This is a genomic window from Caballeronia terrestris (assembly GCF_001544515.1).
GTDB lineage: Bacteria > Pseudomonadota > Gammaproteobacteria > Burkholderiales > Burkholderiaceae > Caballeronia > Caballeronia terrestris.
On sequence record NZ_FCOL02000012.1, the window covers coordinates 15,930 to 36,864 of the forward strand.

Sequence of the window (20,935 nt, forward strand, 5' to 3'; positions counted from 1 at the left end):
TGGCGGCATGGACAAAAGTTCTGAACATTACCGGCTGAATCGGCTATTTGGAGGGCGTAATCGTCTTCAAAGCCTGCATGTTTTCTTCGGCACGCCGCGTCATTGCCGCGATTGCGGCCGTTTGCGACTGCTGCGCGATTTCCGCGAGCTGGCGCATATTGTCGAAGGCCTTTTGCAGCGATTTTTGAACGAATTCACTTTGGCTCGCCATCACTTCGGTAGGCGTAGCGCCTTGAATTTGCTGCGCCGCGGTCTGAATGGCGCGCGCATTTTCGTTCAGCAATTCGGTTTGCTTGCGGATCAGCGCCTGCATCCCTTCATAGGCGAGCCGATTTGCCTCCGTCAGTGCCTGCAGGTCCTTGCGCGTCGACTCGGTAATGGAAGCCGAATCGACGCCGGGGAATTTGAATTGCTCCAGCATTTTCGTGAAGTCGGTAAGCGGATTAAATGGCGTTGACATGGTGTCTCCTCGATCCGTTAATCAATAAACCAAAGTGAATTGGAGCGTCACACAGTATGGGCCAGCAGAAAATAAAATCCGCCTTTTATGCGACTGCCGGGCACTTGCTTCATCACGCTTGCCGAACCGTTACAGCCTTCTTTCGTTCTGACGCACGTCGCATGCCTGGACGCACGTCGAAAGCATATCTTCTGGTTTTTCGCGCGGCGCCGGTCTATAAATCATCATTGCAACGCCCCTTTCGCCCGTTGCCGACCCACAAAGTCACCCCGCACATATTCGTGCTTCCGACAGCGCGCGTCGGATAATGCCACGCAGCCTCTACCAACAGACTCGACCGGCATTCCAGTCAAAAAACGCGGGCTCGCCATAACACGCCCGCTTCCGTCATTTACGATGCTTTCCCGCCCGGCCCACGCCCAGCTTTCCGGGTTCCCGAGCGATAACAAATTCGGACGTTTGCCGATGTGCAAGGCACATTGGTAGCGTCGAAACGTAACCCGTGCATAAACGAGGCGCCAATATGAGAACCAGGCTTATTCGAGTTGCGAGTGCAGTCGTGCTGTCGATGGGCGTCGGTATCGCCTATTCGCAGACGACGCAACAAACCCCGTCCTCCTCCGATCAATCGTCGATGTCGCAGACTGCCGCGCCGAGCACCGGTGATTCGTCGTATGGCGGCTCACCGGCGCGGGGAGCCTATGACAGCGGACGCACCCGATACAACACCGCGTGCATCCCCGGCCTGTCGTGCGATATCTTTCAGGGATCGTAGAGAATCGCTTCACTCTCAAGAAGCGTCCAGCGTGGCGCTTCTTGCCGCCACCTCTCCCGCCCGATATTCTTGCCCATCGACCGTTCGACAACGCATTTCAAGGGGCAGCGTGGATGACCTGCTGCTGACGTGTTGACGAATTAAAAAAACTTCCCTAAACCGCCTGATAAGTTCTTGATTTCCTAATTGGAAAGGTTCACCTGAGCCTAGACAAATCGAAGCACGCGCAAGAATGGTCTTCGATGGCAATGACGACATGATTCTTCCCCTGTTCGTGCTCCGCGGTCATCGCGTTATCACGCCAAGCCTTTCGCGCCGGTCCTGTCTAGCCGTGGCTGTCGACCCCCGCACGGGCCCAGCTGAGGCCAGCGTACTGTGCTTCCTCTTCTGTGTCGAAAAGGCCAAGGACGCCCGATGCGTCAACCAGCCTGTTGTTTCGGGTAATGGTGCCACCCGCCGCGTACTTCTCGGGTTGCAGAATGTCTGCTTGCTGGAGGATTGCGTGGCCCCAGATGCTGTAGCCGTCTTCGCATATCGGATTGCATCAGTACAGGTCCTTACGTGCGCAAATCACAACGCGCGACCCGTCATAGGCCGAATAGATTGTGCTGAATCTGACGCAGGTGTCCGGTGAGCATCTGGCCGGCCTGCTCCGCGTCGCGGTCGCGTAGCGCTTCGACAATCGCCCGGTGCTGTGCCTCGTATTCCTTGCGGCGCTCAGGGGTGAGCGAGTGGCGCTTGAGACGACCCCATTCGCCCTGCTCGCGCACGCGATTCGTCAACTCAAGCACCTTCAGGAAAAACGAGTTGTGAGTCGCGAGAGCGAATGTGCGATGCAGCTCGCCGTCCCAATGCTCGAACTCCTCGACCGTCGCGGCAGCCTCCGAGCGCTCAATGCATTCCATCATTCGCGCGAAGTCCGATGACGTGGCGTTGCGCGCGATAAGTTTCGGCATCAGTGGTTCGATAAGAAGGCGCGCTTCCATCAGCTCCGCTGGACTCGTCTGAGTTTCTGGCGGCTCGTCGGCCACGACTTTGGATGGAGGCAATGACTCCGCTGCCCCCGCCAGGACGAACGTGCCGCTGCCGACCGTCTGCGTAATCAGACCGCGGTCTTTCAACTCCTGCAGGACGCGGCGCACAGCCCCGCGCGATGCACCGAACTGTTCGCTCAATTGCCGTTCGGCGGGAAGCCTGAAGCCGTCCCGCATCCGGCCTGATGCAATCTCATCGACCAAATAAGCCGCGAGCGCCTTCGCTCCCGCGGCGCGTATCGGACTTTTCGCTTCAACTTCGTTCATTTTTATAGCTCCCCGCAATGCGTTGACGCAATGATACCAAATTACGGTACCAATTGGCTATGTTTTGGTTAACCATGACTTGCGTGGTCTCCTTTTTGGTTCTACATTACGTCCTACGCCAACCAATTGGACCAAATTAGGAGTTACTCCATGAAACTTGCAAACCTTGAATTTGACGGCGCCAAGGCGCTCGCCCTCGTCGATGCTGAAAAGTCGGTGTTCTGGCCTATCGCTACCCTGGTCCCGGAGTTCGAAGGCGATATGGTCCAATTGGTCCAGTCGTTCGCAAAATTCAAGGGCGACCTCCGACCGCGCGGTGAAGGACGTCCCCTGAGCGAGGCAAAAGTGCTGGCCCCCATCGACCAGCCGCGCCGCAATATCTTCTGTGTCGGCAAGAACTATCACGAGCACGCGGCGGAATTCCAGAATTCCGGTTTCGACAGCAGCGCCAAAGATGGTGAACACGCCCCCGAAGCGCCCGTCATATTCACAAAGCCTGCCAGCACAGTCATCGGCCCGGGCGTGAAGATTCCGCGCCACACGAACGTCACGAGCCAACTGGACTACGAAGCGGAACTTGGCGTGGTCATCGGCAAGGCCGGCCGGGGCATCAAGAAGGCCGATGCGATGGACTATGTCTTCGGCTACACGGTCATCAACGACTTCACCGCTCGCGACCTGCAGAAGCTCCACCGCCAATGGTTCATCGGCAAGTCGCTCGACGGCTTCTGCCCGATGGGTCCGTATCTCGTGACGGCCGACGAAGTCGACGGCCAGAACGTTGATGTGAAATGCTGGGTGAACGGCGAACTGCGTCAGAACTCGAACACCCAGCAACTAATTTTCGACATCCCGACGCTCATCGAAACGCTTTCGGCTGGCATCGAATTGCAACCGGGCGATGTGATTGCGACGGGCACGCCTGCTGGCGTCGGCATCGGCTTCAATCCGCCGAAGTTCCTGCAACAGGGCAATGTGGTCCGCATCGAGATTCAGAACGTCGGCGTGCTGGAAAACGAGGTGGGCGAATGAGCACGGCGCTGATTCGAAACGTCGCCGTTGAAGTCGACGGCGACGGCCAGGCGGTGGTTTGTATTCATGGTCTCGGCGGGTCATCGAATAACTGGACGCCGGTGCTGTCGGCGTTCGAGGGTATGAAGGTCGTCCGGCCTGAGTTGCCGGGAAGCGCCCGGTCGGCACTGGCATCCCAACCGCTTTCCATCGACCTTTACGTCGATACCCTGGCGAGCGTGCTGGGAGAACTCGGCGTATCGAAGGCGCACGTCGTAGCGCACTCGATGGGCACCATCGTCGCGCAGCATCTGGCCGTCAAGCACCCGGAGCTCGTGAAGAGCCTCGCGTTGTTCGGTCCGTTACTGGCTCCGCCGGACCAGGGCAGGCCGGGCATTCAGGCTCGTGCGGCGCTGTCCCGCGAAAAGGGCATCGCCGGCGTGCAAGAAATCGCGGACGTCATCGTCAAGGCTGCGACGAGCGCCGAAACGAAGGCGCAGCGCCCGGTGACGCTCGCACTTGTTCGTGAAAGCGTGATGCGACAGTCGCCTGAGGGTTACGCTCAAAGTTGTGAAGCGCTGGCGGGCGCCCAGGCAGCCGAGGTCGAGAAGATTTCAGTTCCGACGTTGCTGGTCACCGGCGACGAAGATGGAGTCGGACCGCCGGCAGCGGTCAAAGCCATGGGCGAGCGCATCGCCGGAAGCAAGGTCAGGGTCCTGTCGGGCTGCGGCCACTGGACGACCTTCGAAAAGCCTGCCGAATGCGCCGAAGAGCTCAAGGCCTTCTATCAGTCAATGCAGTAAGTCCCCCACCTATCGGAGGAGACATGAACGCAACCGTATTCACCAACGTCAATATTTTCGACGGCACCGGCGCTGACCCGTACATCGGCGAAATTCTGGTCGAAGGCAATCGCATCACCCGCGTCGCCAAGAACGGCGATACCGTCAACACGCCGAATGCGCGCGTCATCGACGGCCGTGGCCGGTTCATCATGCCGGGCATGACCGAAGCCCACACGCACTTTTCGTGGAATGACCAGCCGTCGCTGTCGGCGATTCAGTTCATGCCGCCTGAAGAGCATATCCTCTGGTGCGTGCGTGTGGCCAAGCGCTATCTGGAAATGGGTTTCACGTCCGCGCTGGGTGCAGCCGCCGCGAAGCCACGTCTCGATGTCGTGCTGCGGAATGCCATCAACGCCGGCGAATTCCCGGGGCCACGCTATCTGGCAGGCAGCCAGGAAATCACGACGCTCGGCGGCTTGGGCGACAACACGCTGCCCCATCTTCCGTTCCGCGAGTTAAGTTTCGGCGAAGTTGTGAGCGGCCCGGAAGAAGTGCGTCGCGCGACACGCATGTTCATCAAGTACGGCGTCGACCATCTGAAAATCAACCTGTCCGGCGAATACATCGCCGGCATTCCGGCCGAAGTGTCTCCGTTCTCCGAGGAAGAAATCGCAATGCTCTCGGCGGAAGCCAAGCGTGCGGGAAAGCGGGTCGCCGCTCACGCCCGTTCCAGCGAATCGGTCAAGCAGTGCGTGCGTCACGGTCTCGAACTGGTGTTCCATGCGAGTTTCGCAGACGAAGAGGCGCTCGACATGCTGGAGGCGAACAAGGACAAGCATTTTGTCGCGCCTGGAATCGGCTGGCTGGTCAGCACGCTTTACCACGCCGAGAAGTGGGGCATCTCGGAAGAGGTCGCGACCAAAATGGGCTACGCCCGCGAGCTGGAAGTCGCTTCCGAAACCCTGAAGAAGATGCACAAGCGTGGTATCCGCATCTTGCCAGGCGGCGATTACGGCTTCGCGTGGATGCCGCATGGCACGAACTCTCGTGACCTCGAGCATTTCGTGAAGTACATCGGCATGACGCCGAAAGAGGCGCTCCTGTCGGCAACGCAACTGGGCGGCGAACTGATGATGCAGCCAGAGAGCATTGGCAAAATCGCCGAAGGCTACTACGCGGACATCGTTCTCGTCGACGGCGATCCGCTTCAGGACCTCAAGGTCCTGCAGGACCCGACGAAGATTTCTCTCGTTATGAAAGATGGCGAAATCATCAAGAGCTGCTACGACGTGAAGATTCCAGAAGCTGCCATTCATGTCACTGGAGGCAACGAGCCAATGCGGGACTCGGGTGTCAGCAAGGCACTGCACGCCGAGGCGCACTGACTTTTTTCCGGGCTCGCAATAGCCCGGCAATCCCACGATAGAAAGTGAGCCCAGACGCCCGCGCGTATCGCGCGGTGAGTCTGCGCGCGTCCAAAAAATAGCTTCGGAGACAAGCAGCGATGTGTGACTGCATTGGTAAGGCCCTCGAGCTGGGCATGTCACGACGAGGTTTTCTTGGCGCAGGCTGGAAAATGGCCGGCGCTGGCGTGCCGCTTCTCCTGGGCCTTCCTGCCAGTGCGGCCGAAGTCGACCAGCGCAAGCAATCGATGGTGGCCGCGCGAAGCCAGGCGCAAAATCACGACACCCGGCTCGTTTTGCTCGGCACCGCGGGCGGACCAGTATGGTGGCCCAATTGCGACCGCGAAGGAATTTCTTCTGCTCTTGTGGTCGGTGATGCCGTGTACGTCGTCGATTGTGGAGACGGCGTCGGGAAGCGCTACAAGCAAGCCGAGCTTGGTCCCATCAATACCGTCTCGGGCATGACCGGCATGGAGAATCTCAGAGGGATATTCCTCACTCACCTTCATTCAGACCACACCATCGATTACTTCAACCTGTTTCTGTACGGTTGGTACGACGGCCTGTCGGGAGTGAAGCAACCGGTTCAGATTTATGGGCCTGGACGGCGTGGCCAGATGGAGCCCATCTTCAACATCCCTGGCCAGAAAGCATCTGCGCCCCCTCCCATCGTCAATCCCGAGAATCCGACGCCGGGTACGGTCGACATGACCAACTACCTGTACCAGGCATACGCTCTCGATATCAATGACCGTCTGCGTGATGCCCATCGGCCGGACCTGCGCACGCTGATGCAGGTCCACGACATCGCCATTCCTCCGGTCGCTGGATTCAAGAGCCCGAACGAGACGCCCGTTCCTAACATGGAGCCGTTCCTTGTCCATGAGGATGAGCGGGTCCGCGTGACGGCGACGCTGGTCAACCATTTCCCGATTTGGCCCGCGTTCGCATTCCGCTTTGACACGGACGATGGCTCCGTCGTGTTCTCGGGTGATACCTCGCCATGCGACAACCTGATACGACTCGCCCGCAATACCGACGTTCTTGTGCATGAGGTCATCGACACCAGTTGGGTCGACGCGCTCTTTCCACCGCCCGTCGGCGAGAAGGAGGCAGCGTTCAAACAACATCTGCTGAGCTCGCACACCTCCATTGACGATGTGGGCAAAGTCGCCGAGGCGGCCGGTGCGAAAACGCTGGTGCTGTCTCACATCGCGCCGGGCCATGCGCCACGCGCGAACTTGATGCGAGCGCAACGCAACTTTTCCGGTCAGCTCATCATCGGCGAAGACCTGATGCAAATTGGTGTCGGCCGCAAACATGGCTGATTTCCGGAAATAGACGCCTGCTTACACTTTTTTTCTGCCAGCGACCTTCGTGTGGGCGGCGACAATGGCTTTGTCCGGCGTAGCGACATTCATCTTGGCCGGTAGTGCGGAGTCGGAGGCGGCGTAGCCGCCGCAGACGACGAACTGCCAGCGACGCCGGGTCGGCGAGGCCTAGGATGGCTGACTAAATCTAAAAAGAGGCGGTCAGCCCATGTCTGGAAACCGCATTCCCGACCGAAAGGTCGAAGTGATGAGAATAGCCTCTTCCCCGTCCCGTAAAGCATTTCGACGACCTTCCTTTGCAGCCACTACTCCGCTTGCCCGCTCTGAAATGGGCTATATGTTGAATCGAAAAAGTGGTTGCATCTGCTTGTGTAGAACTCGGAACGACTCTAGCCGCTCTGACAAGATTGAATGCCGCTCATCGTCTGGAATGAATTCCTCCCATAGCGATGGGGCGCGCACGACGACGGAAATATCTCCTTCAGCCGCTAACCAGCCAAGGCGGGCGGCTCCGAGCGCCGCGACACACTGTGTGTCGGGCGGGCGGCGTATCGGCACCCCAAACGCGTCAGCAATCAACTGTGTCCATAGCGTACTGCGTGCGCCTCCACCGATAAGGAACAGCGAAGCCATGCGGGTGCCGTCCGCACGCAGAGCATCGAGGCCGTCCGACAAAGCAAATGTAACGCCCTCAAGGACCGAATATGCAAGCATGGCACGGTCAGTCGACTCAACAAGTCCGCAAAACACGCCTTGCGCGTATGGGTCATTGTGGGGTGTCCGTTCACCAGAAAGGTATGGCAGGAACAAGGGGGCTTTGGCGCGGCTATTAACGCTGACCCGTTCTGCCTCACTTAGCAAACACCCTTCGTCGGCCGATGTGAGTTTGCATAGCCAACGAACGCAACTGGCCGCAGACAGCACAACGCTCGTCCGGTGCCACCTGCCCGGAATCGCGTGGCAAAGCGCGTGTACCCCTAGTAGCGGGCTCGGCCGAAACCGCTCGGTCACGACAGACACCACTCCCGAGGTACCGAGAGATAGAAATCCATCACCCGATTCCGCTGCGCCGACACCCAGCGCGCTAGTCGCGGTGTCGCCTCCGCCGGCCGCAACGATTACATTTTTGGGCAAGCCAAGTTCGCTGGCGACACTGCCAAGCACAACGCCGGCCGCTCGGCTTCCTTCTTCAATCGAAGGCACCTTTATTCGCGTCATGTCACATGCTTCCAAAAGCTCGTCGGACCACTCGCGACGTCCGACATCGAGCCAAAGGGTTCCCGACGCATCGGACGGGTCTGTGAGCTTCATACCGGTCAGACGCAGACGTAGATAGTCTTTCGGCAGCAAGACGCACGACAGTTGGCGGAAGTGCTCCGGCTCGTGTCTAGCGACCCATAAGAGCTTCGGTGCCGTGAGCCCGGGCATCGCGCAATTGCCTGCGATTTCATGCAGCCTCGGTGCGCGGGCAGTGAGTTCAGCGCATTCAGCCACGGCCCGCATATCGTTCCACAATATCGCCGGGCGAAGCGGCTGGTCTTTGGCATCGAGCAAAACGGCACCATGCATTTGACCAGAAAGGCCAATGGCTTGTATGCACTCAAACGCGTCGGGATAGTTCTTACGCAGCGTCGATAGCGCAATCCGCGTAGCTTGCCACCAATCCTCTGGGTCCTGCTCCGACCATCGGTGCCTCAGCCGCGATATTTCCAGCGGATGACGAGCGGTCCCGACAATGTGACCATCGCCGGCGAGCAGTAGGACTTTCAATTCGGTCGTGCCGAGGTCAATGCCGAGGAACATTATTTCAACCCAAGATGATTACTGCTTGTATCAACTAAAGGTCGAAGTTGGTCGGCATCAGCACTACGTCACGAATGGTCAAACCGCGTTGTCGCGTCAACATGAACATGATGACGTCAGCTACCTCACTGGCCTCAATCAGGCTGCCCGATGCTTTGGCTTCGTTTAGTTTTTCCTCTGGCCAGTCGGCGAGCAACGCGCTAATGACCGGACCGGGTGACACGGAGCCGACGCGGATTCCGTGTTTGAAGACCTGGCGCCGCACCGTCTGAACAAAGCAGTTAATCGCCCATTTGGACGACGCATAGACCGGCTCCCATGGTGTCGGAAAGTGAGCAGCGAGTGAACTGGTCACGATAATGTCGCCGGTCCGTCGGGCTATCATGTGGGGCAAAACGTCGTGAATGTTTTTCATCACGACATTGACGTTAAGATTCAGCATCCGGTCAATTGCGGCCGTATCCGCGTCCACCAGTTCGCCGCCGACGTATGTGCCTGCGTTGGCATGCAGGATGTCGATTTGCCCCGTGATTTCCAGCACGCGCGGCACGAGCGCCGAGCACGCCGTCGGGTCGAGCAAATTTACGACAAGCGGAACCGCCGCATCGCCGTGTTTGGCGCAGATTGTTTTCAGCGCAGCTTCGTCACGGTCCACTAGTACGACGCGTGCACCTGCCGACAAAAGTGCCTCGGTGCTGGCCAGCCCGATGCCTGATGCAGCGCCCGTGACAACGGCGACCTTGCCCTGCAGTTCTTTTTCCATTTCCGATTTCTCTCGCTGACTTAGCCATCTGTCGGACCGACCACCTGTTCGGCTTCCGCGGCTGGCAATGCGGAATTTGGACCTACATCTGTTCCTCGGTGTAAGCGTCCGATAATTCTCTATGCACGATAGCCCCGCTCGACATTTGATTGCTATTGAGTGGTCAATTGCTCTGTATAAGAGCAAATATGCGGTTCGAGTGATGTACTGTCAAGATGATTCTGGAGGGTAAAAACCCCCAGCGTTGGGCGGCAGCGTCCGCATTTTCCACGCGAACACCGAGGCGGCCCAGCCAAAGCGCGTCCGACCCGCCGCCGCACCAGGGCGCGTCATGCGACGATTTGGGTCGTCCGATGCAGAGCCCTGAGGATAATGAGTGGGCAGTGAACGGTCAGACCAGCCATGCCGGGCGTGTTTGCAGGGTTTGCGTGCGCGTGACGGGACGTAAAGAGGCGGGTACAGCGCTCACCGTGGGGTCGCGCATCGCTTCTAGCCATTCGCACGTTGGGGTCCCTGAAGCGAGTCGTCCATAACAGGATATAAAAGACTTGCCTATAGGCAGGTCGGCATGACCAACTCTCTATTTCATCCTGCAAGCAACCGAACGGCTCGGGAAAATACCTATTATCGAAGGGAAGACTTTTTTATTTCCGAACATGACGACAACCGAAGGCATCAGCCTTCCCGACAAAGTCTGCAAGCTGGTCATCGAAGCGATATTGCGCGGCGAGTTTGCCGTCGACAACAAGCTCCCCACCGAGTTCGAACTGACCGCCCGCTATGCCGTGTCGCGCACGACGATTCGCGAAGCCCTTTCGCGCCTGCGATCGGAAGGGATCGTCGAGTCGCGGCGCGGGTCGGGGAGCTACATCCTGCGCATGCCCGGTCGCGCGGAGCCGTCCGCGCCGTCCATCTCGAGCATCGCCGACGTCGAGCGGTATTACGCGTTCCGCCTGTGCGTCGAGGCGGGCGCGGCGGGCCTGGCCGCGCAGATGCGCACGGACGCCGACATTGCATCGATTCACGCCGCGTATCGCGCGCTCGACCGGCGCGTCGACGACGCGGTGTCAGGTGTGGAGGGGGATCTCGAACTGCATCTGGCGATCGCGCGCGCGTCGCACAATCCGTTTTTCATCTCGACGATCGAACACGGCCTCGCGCCGATCCGTCAATGCATGGAACTCGCGCGCAACCTCGGGCAAACGCAGAGCCACGCGCGCTTCGAGCAGGTGCAGGCGGAGCATCAGGCGATCATCGACGGCATCGAGGCGCAAGCGTCCGAGGAGGCGTCCGCCGCGATGCGCCGACATATCGAGAACTCGCGGCGGCGCATTTTCGAAGGCGCGTAACACTTGTTCACAGCGTGAACCCGAGCTGATCCTTCCCGAGTTCCGTCAAGCTCGCCTCCCCGGCCCTGCCGACGAAATCGGTTTCGAAGTTGTCGGCGGGAAAATCGGGCGGGCTGCGGCCATTGAGCAAAGTGGGCAACTGCCGCTTCAGATATTCGTCGTTTTTCGCGCAGGCCGGCGCGGCCGAGATGTACATCACGTTGCTGTAGCCCGTCCCGCGATGGGCGTCCTCCACCGCGTGGATCACGTCGCTGTGCCAGAACACCGTGTCGCCCGCCTGCATGTTCGGAATCGACGAAAGCGCCTCGTGCAGCGGCCCGTGCCACTGAGGTTCGATAGACAAAGCACGGCCCGGCAGCGCGCCGCACAGGTCATCGTCCGCGACCTCGTCCTGCAGTGCGCGCGGCAGCACGTACACCATCGCGTTGGCGATCGGCACGAACTGCAGCGTGCCGTCGCCCGGGCCTTGCGGCGTCAGCGCGGTCCAGCTCTGGAAGGTCTTAGCCCGGAGCGCGCCAGAGTGATACGATGCGGTCAACTACTTCGCGAATCCTGCCATGAAACCGGCTTACGAACACGTCGAGATGGGCAGCGGCTGCTCGGTGCGGGTGTACCACCGCCAGTTGCCGCGCATTCCGTTCGAATGGCACCATCATCCCGAGTACGAACTCACGCTCACGATGAACAGCCGCGGCAAGCGCTACATCGGCGATTCGATCGCAACTTACGCGGGCGACGATCTCGTACTCGTTCCGCCCGACCTTCCGCACACGTGGTCGTCGAACCGTTCCATCGATGCCAGCGCGCCGCAGGTCGCCATCGTCGTGTGGTTCGGCGGCGACTGGGCGCGGCGCGTGGCCGATTGCTGTCCCGAATACGACGCGCTTCACCGGCTCTTGAGACGCGCGGCCTGCGGGCTCGCGTTCAGTCCGGAGGCGGGCGCGGCGCTCAGGCAGCGCAGCGGCGAACTGCTCGCGGCATCGGCGCGGGAACGGCTGAATGCCGTACTCGACGTGCTCTGCCAGCTCGCCGACGCGGACGCGCAACCGCTCGCATCGCCGAGCGCATTCGACGGCAGCCGCATCGGACGGCCGTCGGGGCACGAGCCGGAGCGGATCAATCGCGCGCTGGCGGTCATCGAGGCGCGCTTTGCGCAGCGGCTGACGCTTGCGGAACTGGCTGCGTCGGCGACGCTGTCTGAGCGCACACTTAACCGCTATTTCGTGCAGCACGTCGGCGAAAGCGTGGGGAAATATGTGAATCGCGTGCGAATCGGCCACGCGTGCCGCATGCTCGCCGATACGTCGTGGCCGGTTTCCGTGATCGCCGCGCGCTCGGGCTTTCCGAACATCGCCAACTTCAACCGGCAGTTCCGGGCATTCAAAGACACGACGCCCGCGGCGTATCGCAAGGAATTCACCGGCAAGTCACAGCAGCCGCTCGACACGACTCCGCTCGACCTGCGCTCTCCCTCGCTCGAACGCGGTGCGCGCCAAAAACGCCCATCTGCACCTTAAAAGCACGGATCTGCACCCACATAGGGAAAATCAATCGAAAACTAAATATCGATGATTTTCTGCCGTTAGTCCTGTGATCCAACGGTTTCAGGTCGGCGAAACCGGCCGCACGAAACCGGACCACGACTAACCCAGTGAGGTCGATCTTGAGGCGTTCCCCAACCGTCGAGTCGCCCGCGCAGTTCCTCCAGCGCCGGAAAGTCTCATGAACCGCAACCTGTTCTTCCGGCTGCTGGCGCGGCTGCGAGTCGGCCGCAAGCTGCTGCTCATCTACCTGCTCGACCTGAGCGCGGTGATCTACATCAGCGGCATCCTGATCCACGAGAAATACCTCGCGATCGATTTCTCCAACAAGGAAATCGTCGGCAACGCGTATGTGCGTGATGCGCGCGACGCGCTGGTCGATGTCGCGCTGGCCGCTGCGGGCCAGCGTCCGCCGGCCGCGCGCTTCGAGCGGACCGCGACGCAGCTCGCCGCCGCCGAGCAGCAATACGGTGAGCATATGCAAAGCGCCCCGCTCAACGAGCGCGTGCGCAGCGCGCTCACCGCGATGGCGCACGAGCGCGACCCGAGCCCTGCCGCGGCGAGCGCGGCGCTCGACGCCTGCCGCGAGCTGATTACGCGCATCGGCAACCAGTCGAACCTGATCCTCGATCCCGACCTCGACAGCTACTACGCGATGTCGCAATCGATCCTGCGCTACCCCGCGCTGCTGGACGCCGTGAACGGCATCGGCCGTCATCTGCACGAAGGCATGCGCTCGGCGCATTCGCACGAAGAGGTGCGCACGCGCTATCTCGTGCTAGAAGGCCAGCTCGATGCCGTGTTGCAGGGCCTGCGTTCGGACTTCGCGGAAGCGGGCGCGGCGAACCATACGCTCGAAACCGCGCTCGCGCCTTCCGTCGAACGCATGCGCACCGCCGTGGAGGCGTTCCGGCACGCGGCGCGCATCGTCGTGGACAGCAGCGAGACGGCGGACCCAGCGATGCTCGCCATCGTCGATACGACGCAGCAGACGCTCGTCGTGAGCGTCGACGAAGCGTGGCGCAACACCGGCGAGCATCTCGACGGCCTGCTGCACGCGCGCGTGCACGGCCTCTTCTCGCGCATGTGGCTGCATCTCGGCACCGCGCTGTTCCTTCTGTGCATGATCCTCGCGATGGTGTATTTCGTCGCGCAGCAGATCTCGTATCCGCTGCGCAAACTCGCGGGTGTCATGGACACCGTGCGCCGCACCGGTGACCACTCGCAGCGCGCGACGTGGCACAGTCAGGACGAAATCGGCCAGCTCGTGCGCGGTTTCAACGACATGCTCGAACAGCTCGACCGCGAACGCGACGTGCAGAAGGAACTCGCCGCGACGGCGCGCGCGTCGGCGGCGCAATACGCGCTCGTCGAAGCGACGCCGGTGCCGATGGTCGTCACCGCGATCCCCGGCCACGAAGTTCTGCACGCAAACAAGCCGGGCCTCTTCTGGCTCAACGGCTGCGCGACCGATCCGTGGGCGTTCAGCCTCGATTCATCGACGCGCGCGCGTTTCTTCCAGCAGCTCTCGGATCACGACGCGATCGACGAATTCGAAGTCCACTGGAAAGCGACCAGCCAGCCGACCTGGGCGATGCTTTCCGCGCGGCGCTTCACGTTCCAGGGCCGCGATGCGATCCTCACCGCCTTCACGCCGATCAACCAGATCAAGCTGATGGAGCAGCGGCTGGAGCTGTGGGGCAAGGTCTTCGAGGCGTCGTCGGAGGCGATCGTGATCCTCGACAAGGACGGCCGCCTCGTCACGGGCAACCCGTCGTTTTATCGCGCGACTGGCTACCGTATCGACGATGTGGTCGGCAAGCCGGTGTCGTTCATCGTCGGCAACGGCGAAGACGGCGCGCACGGCGGCGTGATTCCGGGCCTCGATACGCGCATCGACCGCACGAGCACCTGGCACGGCGAAGCGCAGGTGCGCCGACGCGAAGGCGGCGATTATCCGGCGTGGCTGATGATCAGCGCCGTGCGCGACAAGCGCGGCAACGTCTCGCACTACATCTGCACGCTGATCGACATCACGGACCGCAAGAAAAGCGAGGAGCGCATCCAGTTTCTAGCGGAGCACGACGTGCTCACCGAACTGCCGAACCGCGCGCTCTTCGCGACGCGTCTCGGCGTTGCGATCGCGCAGGCGGAACGCACGCGGCAGCGTGTCGCGGTGCTGTTCATCGACCTCGATCATTTCAAGAACATCAACGATTCGCTTGGGCATCACATCGGCGACGGCCTGCTGCGCTCGGTGTCGCGCAGGCTCCTCAAGGCGGTGCGCAGCAACGATACGGTGAGCCGTCTCGGCGGCGACGAGTTCACGGTGATCATGAACGCCGTGACCAACGCCGGCGACGTCACGCGCACGATCGACCAGCGCCTTATTGCGCTGCTGCGCGAACCGCACGAGATCGGCGGCGTGACGCTGCAGGTGTCGTGCAGCGTGGGCGTCGCGCTCTATCCCGACGACGGCCGCGACATCGACACGCTGATGCAGAACGCCGATGCCGCGATGTATCAGGCGAAAGCGGCCGGGCGCAATCTCGTCAAGTTCTTCTCCGCCGACATGGCCGAGCACGCGCGCCACCGCCTGGCGCTCGAAGCGTGCCTGCGCACGGCGATCGCGCGCAAAGAGATGCGGCTCGCGTACCAGCCGTGCATCGACGCGCGCACGGGCGCGCTCGTGAGCGTCGAGGGCTTGTTGCGCTGGAACAATCCCCAACTTGGCTCAGTGCCGCCGGGGCAGTTCATCCCCGTCGCCGAGGAAACGCGGCTCATCGTGCAGATCGGCGCGTGGGTGATTGATGAGGCTTGCCGTCAGCTCGCGGAGTGGCGCGAGAACGATGCGCTCGATATCCGCGTGTCGGTGAATCTCTCCGCGATCCAGTTGCGCGATCCCGAACTGCTCCCGGTGCTGACGAAGAGCCTTGCGAAGCATCGCGTGCCGCCGCAAAGCCTCGAACTGGAGATCACCGAAACGGTGCTGATGGACAGCGCCGAAAACTACGTCGATGCGATCCGCGCGATCCGTGCGCTCGGCGTGAAGCTCTCGCTCGACGATTTCGGCACGGGGTATTCGAGCCTCAGCTATCTAAACCGCTTCCCGCTGGATCGTTTGAAGATCGACCGCGCGTTCGTGCACGACATGCTCGACGCCCCCGCCGATCTCGCGATCGTCAAGGCGATTATCGAGCTCGGGCACGAGCTGGGGTTGCGGGTGGTGGCCGAAGGCGTCGAGAGCGAGCATCAGGCAAAGATTCTGCGCGGCATCGGCTGTGACGAGTTGCAGGGGTTTCTCTTCTCGGCGGCGCTGTATTCGGAGGATTTGTGGTCGTGGTCGAACGAGCGGGCGGCGGCATGACTGTCAATACAACGCCGCCAGCCCCTTTCGTATCACGTCGGGCACGTTAGGCTCCGCCGCGATCCGCTTGAGGAAATTCGGATCGTCGGCGACGGTCAACGGGTCCAGTTCGATCGGACCGAGCACGGTCGAGAGCGCCGGTCCGGCAAATGCCGCCGGCTGGAGATTCGGCCCGGTGAAATCCTCTAGGCCGTCGTACGGCAAACGCGGGCGCTGATCCATGCCCGTGCTCTGAATCTCGTCGAGTGCGAGCGTCCAGACGACCGGCTTCGGCGCGTCCATCGCCGCGAGCCGCGCGTTGGCCGGCGCCGGCTTTCCGCTCTCGATCTCCTTCGCGAGCTTCGGCAATTGCTTGAACGCGCGTTTGAGCGCCTTCGTCGCCGCACCGAGCGAGACCTTCGCGACATCGGGATCGCCCGTCGCCTGTTCGAGAAACAACTGGCGTTCTTCCTTGCCGACCTTGAGCGTCTCGCCCTCGGCATCGAGCGCCCTCATGATCGCCGGCAGCCCATAGCGCGCCACGCCGTTGATCATCACGAGCTGGATCGCCGTCTCCTTCGATTCGATCAGCCCTTCGTACGGATCGCCCGTATTCCCATCGATCACAATCAGGTCCGCGCGCTTGCCCGCTTCCAGACTGCCGAGCGCCGCCTGCCACTTGAGGATCGCCGCCGCGTCGCGCGTCGCCATCGCGACGAGATCGCGCGCGCTGAACAATCCGTCGAGCATGTGCTGCGAGTACAGCCACGCCACCTTCAATTCGCCGAGCAGGTTCTTGCTGCCCGAAGGAGACCAGTCGCTGCCGATGCCGATCCGCACCTTCGCCTTGCGCGCCGCATCGACGTGGGCGGTCGCGCCGTACAGCAGCAGGTTGCTGAGCGGCGACCACACCATCGCGCCGCCGAAGCGGGCGAGCGTCTCGAAGTCGCCGGGGACGAGGCCCGCCGCGTGGATCGCGGTCAGCCGGTCGTTGATCGCCCACTTGCCCGGCGTTACTTCGAGCGCGAGGAAGTGTTTGCGCGCAGTGGATACGGTCGCGTCCGCGGGCGTGATGCCCTCCGCGAGATGCAGCAGGAAGCAACTATCCTCCTGGTTCAGCCGCGCGAGGAACGATTTCGCGCTTTTGGCATCGACATCGGCGATGCGCGCCTTTGCCTCCGACAGCGCCGGATCGTCGGTCTGTTCGACGTTGCGCAAAATTCCGCGATAGTAGCGCTGCACGCCCGCGTTGCTGCTGAGCATGATGCCCTGGCTCGTCGTGACGCCGCCAAGGATGCATTTGCACTCGACGTAGCGCACGAGCGGCGCGAGCAACGCGGCCTGTCCGCGCGCGTCGCGATATTTGCCGACGACCGTCATTGGTCCGCTGATGAGCCGCCGGTAGTCGGGATGATTCGGCCACTGCCCGCGATCCTGATAAAGCTGCGGAACGGGGCTCCAGAGCGGCAGCGCGTTGTAGCTCAGGTGGTTGTGCAGTTCGATCAACCCGGGAAAGATCGTGCCGCCGGTGTCCAGCACGCGGACGCCTTCGAATCCGGCCGGCGCGCGGTCGCTCCGGTTGCGGATGGCGACGATGCCGCCGTGGTCGATATAGACGACGCCCTTGCGCTTCACCGTGAACGTGTCGTCCATCGTCACGACGCGGCCAGCGAGCGCGCACCGCGCACTGTCGAGCGGATCGACGGGGCTGGCGAGGTCCGCCGTCGCGGGATCGGGCGAGAGCGGATACCAGCGACGCACGGCACGAGTCACGTCACCACCCCGCGTGTCACCTTGATCGTGATATTGCGGCGCTTGGCGAGCGCGTCGGGGCCGGTGCGCGTCGCCCAGCCGTCGTTTTCGCGCATCCACGCGGGCAGGCCCGCCGGATAGTCGCGCTCAGGGATAGGCACGCGATCGCCGACCGCCCACGTGTCGCCATAGAGGACGGGCGGCGTCGGCGTATCGGGATGGGTCAGGCCCGGATGCACGGCCTGCAAGCCGGCGTTCCAGTTGCGCAGGAGCTTTTTGGTGGCTTCGGCGAGCTTGGTCTTGTCGCCGGCGGACGAGCTTTCGGGCTGCGTGGGATGCGTTACGGCAGCATACGACACCTGCACCGCTTGACCTTGCGGCGTCGCGCGGAAGGCTTGCCAAGCGGCATCGGCCGCTTGTCCGAGCGCAAAAACGACCTCGATATTTTGACTATCGAAAAGCGCCTCGAACCAGCGGTTCCGATACTCGACCAGCTCGGGCTTCCTCGCCGTCGCCGCCTTCACGCTGCCGTACACGCTATACAGATACGTATTGATGCAGACATAGCTTTCCGTGATGCCGAGCTTCGCAAGCAGTCCCTGCACGCGACGCCCCGCCTCGCCGACGAGAATCCTGCGGATCACCGTCTCGTGCTGCGCCGGGTCCTGCCCGATAACGAGCACGCGCGCCGATCCGTCGAGCCGGCCGCGATGAAAGATCGGCCCCCACTCGACGCGAAACTGATCGGCAGGATAGACCGTCGCGTCGGGGTAATCGGAGCACAGTGTGAGAAACGGCTCGGCGACGTAGCCGGGATCGAAGGGATGCAACATGCGCGCCTCCTTGTCCTTTGGGACGAGCAGTGGCACTGCGAATCCTTGCCGCCCGTTGATGCGTTGCAGCGGCCGCATCGGGCGAAAGTCACGTTCGACTCTACCAGCATCGAAACATGCTGACCATCGGCTTTCATGATGGAACACTGGTCCGACTAAGCGTAATATCGAACGGCACAAGGAGGTCCTCATGTGTTCTTCGATCGCGCATCGGGCGGCGTCATGACTGGCGAAGCCCCGCGCATCCATCGGCTGCAACTCATGCTGGCCGGCCCATGCCTCACGGACAACGCTGACGCTCGCGAGGAACTCAAACGCGCCATCCGCGAGCTCGGCATGACCGTGAGCGGCGAGGGCGCGGCGTCGCTGTCCGCGCGCATCACCGATGCCGATTTCCAGAAGCTCTTCCCCGCCGCGTCCTGCACCGCCGACAGCCTTCCCGTACCGGACCGGCTCAAGCCCCATGTCTCGTCGATCTGCGAAGCGCCGAGGCATATTTCATTCGAATAACGCAACAATCTTGCATGGGGAGAAGAAGCAATGAAAGCCTACGATCCCAATGACCCCACCACCAAGCCCACCCGCCGCGATACTTCAGGCGAACAGCTTCGGGTCGCGATCACGTTCAACCGCGCGGGCCAGCGCGGCGGTCCCACGAAGTTCGCGGCGCGGATGTCGACCGATACCGTCGAGTCCTTCAAGCCCGATCCCGCGCAGGCCGACCTCGCGCTCGCCGAACTCGCGCGGCGCGGCTTCACGCTGACCGGCCGCGGTGCGCTCTCGGCGTCGATGCGCTGCACGCGCTCGCAGTTCGAGACGCTGTTCCAGACGAAGCTCCAGCGCATGAAGGCGCCGGGCGGAGCGGCGGCGCAGTTCAGCTCGGTGCTCTATCCGCCGGACAACGCGACGTGGAATCCCGATCCCGCGCTCGAAGCGCTGCTCGATGACGTCTATATCCAGTGGCCGCATATTTATATGGCGAAGGCCGCTGCAAAGAAAACGACCAAGTCGGCGAAAACCGCCAAGCCGCCCGCCAAGACCGCCAAGCGCAAAACGAAGCCCTCCGCCGGCACGCTGCCATCGGCGACGCCGCCCGCGCTCAACTACTACCACCTCGACGCCCCCGCCGACATCGCCCACCGCCTCAACGCAACGCCCGCGCATCTGAAGGGCATCACGGGCAAGGGCGTTCGGGTCGTGATGATCGACAGCGGCTTCGGCCACAGTCATCCGTACTTCAAGGCGAACGGCTACGCCTCGTCGATCATTCTCGCGCCGGGCGCCACCAACCGCCGCACCGATTCCAACGGCCACGGCACCGGCGAGTCGGCGAACATCTTCGCGATCGCGCCGGGCGTGACCTTCATCGGCGTGAAGCTCGACAACGAATCCGATCCGAGCGCAGGCGCGTCGGTGCTCGAAGGCCTTCAAGAAGCGCTCAAGCACGATCCGCACGTGATTTCGGTGAGCCTCGGCTACGACCTGCGCGCGCCGGACAACACGCCGCTCGCGAGCCTGCCGAACAGCCTTGTCGCGCTCGAAGCCGAAATCCAGGCGGCGGTGAAGCGCGGCGTCGTGATCGTGTTTTCAGCGGGCAACGGCCACTATTCGTTCCCGGGCCAGATGCCGGACATCGTCTCGGCGGGCGGGGTCTACGTCGACAAGTCGGGTGCGATGCGCGCGTCGGACTACGCGAGCGCGTTCACGAGCCTGATCTATTCGGGGCGCAACGTGCCGGACGCCTGCGGACTGGTCGGCCTCTTGCCGCATGCGAACTATCTCGCGCTGCCGATTCCGCCCGGCTGCGAGATCGATCGCGACGGCGCAAGCTACGACGGCACCGAAGCCGCCGACGGCTGGGGCGTGTTCAGCGGCACGTCGGCGGCAGCTCCACAGCTCGCGGGCCTGAGCGCGCTGCTGCTGCAGGCGAGCCCGGGGCTCAAGCCGTCCGACATCAAGGCGATCCTGCGCCGCACCGCGCGCGACGTCACGACCGGGCATGCGAACCCGTCCAGCGATCCCCGCGGCGTCGGAATTGCTGCGGGCGTGGGGCTGGACGGCGCGACGGGCAGCGGCCTCGTCGATGCCTGGGCGGCGGTCAAGCAGCTTTTGTGAACGCGGACCAAGAGGCGCGGCTCAACAGCCGTTGATCGCGCCTTCCAGCGATTCCTGCGACACCGGCTTGAGCAGGTATCCGTCGAAGGATTCGAGTTCTTCGGGGCTCATGTCCGCGCGCCCCGTCACCGCGACGACGCACGCCTGGTCGCTGCGGCTCGCCGCGCGCAGTTGCTGGCAGAGTTCGCGGCCGTCGACGTCGGGCAGGCCGATGTCGAGGAAGATTGCGTCGTAGGTGTTGGCCGTGATCAGCGCGAGCGCGGCCTGGCCGTCGTAGGCGACTTCCGGATCATGGCCGATGGAGGCCGCGAGTGCGGCGAAGGCGTCGGCGAGGCGCGGGTCGTCTTCGATAAACAGAATGCGCATG

Annotated in this window: 18 protein-coding genes, 1 tRNA gene and 1 pseudogene; 11 read left to right on the forward strand and 9 right to left on the reverse strand. The window is 62.2% G+C overall.

The window, feature by feature from the left end; translation table 11 throughout:
* Window positions 1–43 precede the first annotated feature (43 nt).
* Complete coding sequence (locus AWB67_RS12605; RefSeq protein WP_327365775.1) at window positions 44–421, reverse strand: phasin family protein; 378 nt, start codon at window positions 419–421, stop codon at window positions 44–46.
* Window positions 422–983: 562 nt separating this feature from the next.
* On the opposite strand from AWB67_RS12605, the gene AWB67_RS39525 reads away from it, so the two are divergent.
* Complete coding sequence (locus AWB67_RS39525; protein WP_125477590.1) at window positions 984–1,235, forward strand: hypothetical protein; 252 nt, start codon at window positions 984–986, stop codon at window positions 1,233–1,235.
* Window positions 1,236–1,560: 325 nt separating this feature from the next.
* Here AWB67_RS39525 and AWB67_RS41815 read toward each other — a convergent pair whose 3' ends face one another.
* Both AWB67_RS41815 and AWB67_RS12615 read right to left on the reverse strand, forming a co-directional pair.
* Window positions 1,561–1,770 carry a hypothetical protein gene (locus AWB67_RS41815; protein ID WP_087656699.1) on the reverse strand — a complete coding sequence of 70 codons (210 nt, stop codon included), beginning with the start codon at window positions 1,768–1,770 and terminating at the stop codon, window positions 1,561–1,563.
* 52 nt (window positions 1,771–1,822) lie between these two features.
* Window positions 1,823–2,536, reverse strand: a complete 714-nt coding sequence (locus AWB67_RS12615; RefSeq protein WP_087656587.1) for a FadR/GntR family transcriptional regulator — start codon at window positions 2,534–2,536, stop codon at window positions 1,823–1,825.
* Window positions 2,537–2,686: 150 nt separating this feature from the next.
* Here AWB67_RS12615 and AWB67_RS12620 point away from each other — a divergent pair, with 150 nt between their 5' ends.
* From AWB67_RS12620 to AWB67_RS12635, 4 genes are all read left to right on the forward strand, one after another.
* The gene (locus tag AWB67_RS12620) at window positions 2,687–3,568 is read left to right on the forward strand and encodes a fumarylacetoacetate hydrolase family protein (protein ID WP_087656588.1); all 882 of its coding nucleotides are present in this window, start codon (window positions 2,687–2,689) and stop codon (window positions 3,566–3,568) included.
* Window positions 3,565–4,350, forward strand: coding sequence for an alpha/beta fold hydrolase (locus AWB67_RS12625; RefSeq protein WP_087656589.1), 786 nt, complete (start codon window positions 3,565–3,567; stop codon window positions 4,348–4,350). Before AWB67_RS12620 ends, AWB67_RS12625 begins: the two co-directional genes overlap by 4 nt.
* Before the next feature lie 23 nt (window positions 4,351–4,373).
* Window positions 4,374–5,717: a metal-dependent hydrolase family protein gene (locus AWB67_RS12630; RefSeq protein ID WP_087656590.1), complete on the forward strand. Its 1,344-nt coding sequence runs from the start codon at window positions 4,374–4,376 to the stop codon at window positions 5,715–5,717.
* A 155-nt stretch (window positions 5,718–5,872) separates the two neighbouring features.
* Entirely contained in the window at window positions 5,873–7,063 is a 1,191-nt protein-coding gene (locus AWB67_RS12635) for an MBL fold metallo-hydrolase (protein WP_235025129.1), read from the forward strand.
* 336 nt (window positions 7,064–7,399) lie between these two features.
* On the opposite strand, the gene xylB is transcribed toward AWB67_RS12635, so the two are convergent.
* On the reverse strand, window positions 7,400–8,869 hold the full coding sequence (gene xylB / locus AWB67_RS12640; RefSeq protein WP_087656592.1) for a xylulokinase: 1,470 nt from the start codon (window positions 8,867–8,869) through the stop codon (window positions 7,400–7,402).
* Window positions 8,870–8,903: 34 nt separating this feature from the next.
* Window positions 8,904–9,632: an SDR family oxidoreductase gene (locus AWB67_RS12645; protein ID WP_087656593.1), complete on the reverse strand. Its 729-nt coding sequence runs from the start codon at window positions 9,630–9,632 to the stop codon at window positions 8,904–8,906.
* Between the two features lie 656 nt (window positions 9,633–10,288).
* Here AWB67_RS12645 and AWB67_RS12650 point away from each other — a divergent pair.
* Window positions 10,289–10,981 (forward strand): FadR/GntR family transcriptional regulator, encoded by a 693-nt coding sequence (locus tag AWB67_RS12650; RefSeq protein ID WP_087656594.1) that lies wholly within the window; start codon window positions 10,289–10,291, stop codon window positions 10,979–10,981.
* Between the two features lie 7 nt (window positions 10,982–10,988).
* Here AWB67_RS12650 and AWB67_RS12655 read toward each other — a convergent pair.
* Window positions 10,989–11,483 (reverse strand): annotated as a pseudogene (locus tag AWB67_RS12655) (YbiU family protein); the annotation flags it as partial.
* A 55-nt stretch (window positions 11,484–11,538) separates the two neighbouring features.
* On the opposite strand from AWB67_RS12655, the gene AWB67_RS12660 reads away from it, so the two are divergent.
* Both AWB67_RS12660 and AWB67_RS12665 read left to right on the forward strand, forming a co-directional pair.
* Window positions 11,539–12,498 carry a helix-turn-helix domain-containing protein gene (locus AWB67_RS12660; RefSeq protein WP_087656595.1) on the forward strand — a complete coding sequence of 320 codons (960 nt, stop codon included), beginning with the start codon at window positions 11,539–11,541 and terminating at the stop codon, window positions 12,496–12,498.
* Between the two features lie 205 nt (window positions 12,499–12,703).
* Complete coding sequence (locus AWB67_RS12665; protein ID WP_087656596.1) at window positions 12,704–15,889, forward strand: bifunctional diguanylate cyclase/phosphodiesterase; 3,186 nt, start codon at window positions 12,704–12,706, stop codon at window positions 15,887–15,889.
* 3 nt (window positions 15,890–15,892) lie between these two features.
* Here AWB67_RS12665 and AWB67_RS12670 read toward each other — a convergent pair whose 3' ends face one another.
* The gene (locus AWB67_RS12670) at window positions 15,893–17,374 is read right to left on the reverse strand and encodes an amidohydrolase family protein (RefSeq protein WP_159964841.1); all 1,482 of its coding nucleotides are present in this window, start codon (window positions 17,372–17,374) and stop codon (window positions 15,893–15,895) included.
* Between AWB67_RS12670 and AWB67_RS40790 the strand changes: the two genes are divergently transcribed.
* A tRNA-OTHER gene (locus tag AWB67_RS40790) sits at window positions 17,338–17,437 on the forward strand. The two genes, AWB67_RS12670 and AWB67_RS40790, sit on opposite strands and share 37 nt — an antisense overlap.
* Before the next feature lie 200 nt (window positions 17,438–17,637).
* Here the strand turns inward: AWB67_RS40790 and AWB67_RS12675 are convergent.
* Window positions 17,638–18,453 (reverse strand): uracil-DNA glycosylase family protein, encoded by an 816-nt coding sequence (locus AWB67_RS12675; protein WP_087656701.1) that lies wholly within the window; start codon window positions 18,451–18,453, stop codon window positions 17,638–17,640.
* 192 nt (window positions 18,454–18,645) lie between these two features.
* On the opposite strand from AWB67_RS12675, the gene AWB67_RS12680 reads away from it, so the two are divergent.
* Together AWB67_RS12680 and AWB67_RS12685 are read left to right on the forward strand one after the other, a co-directional pair.
* The gene (locus AWB67_RS12680) at window positions 18,646–18,963 is read left to right on the forward strand and encodes a hypothetical protein (protein WP_235025130.1); all 318 of its coding nucleotides are present in this window, start codon (window positions 18,646–18,648) and stop codon (window positions 18,961–18,963) included.
* 30 nt (window positions 18,964–18,993) lie between these two features.
* Complete coding sequence (locus tag AWB67_RS12685; protein WP_087656597.1) at window positions 18,994–20,568, forward strand: S8 family serine peptidase; 1,575 nt, start codon at window positions 18,994–18,996, stop codon at window positions 20,566–20,568.
* A 21-nt stretch (window positions 20,569–20,589) separates the two neighbouring features.
* On the opposite strand, the gene AWB67_RS12690 is transcribed toward AWB67_RS12685, so the two are convergent.
* A complete protein-coding gene (locus AWB67_RS12690; protein ID WP_087656598.1) occupies window positions 20,590–20,934 on the reverse strand; it encodes a response regulator in 345 nt (114 codons plus the stop codon).
* Window position 20,935: the final 1 nt, after the last annotated feature.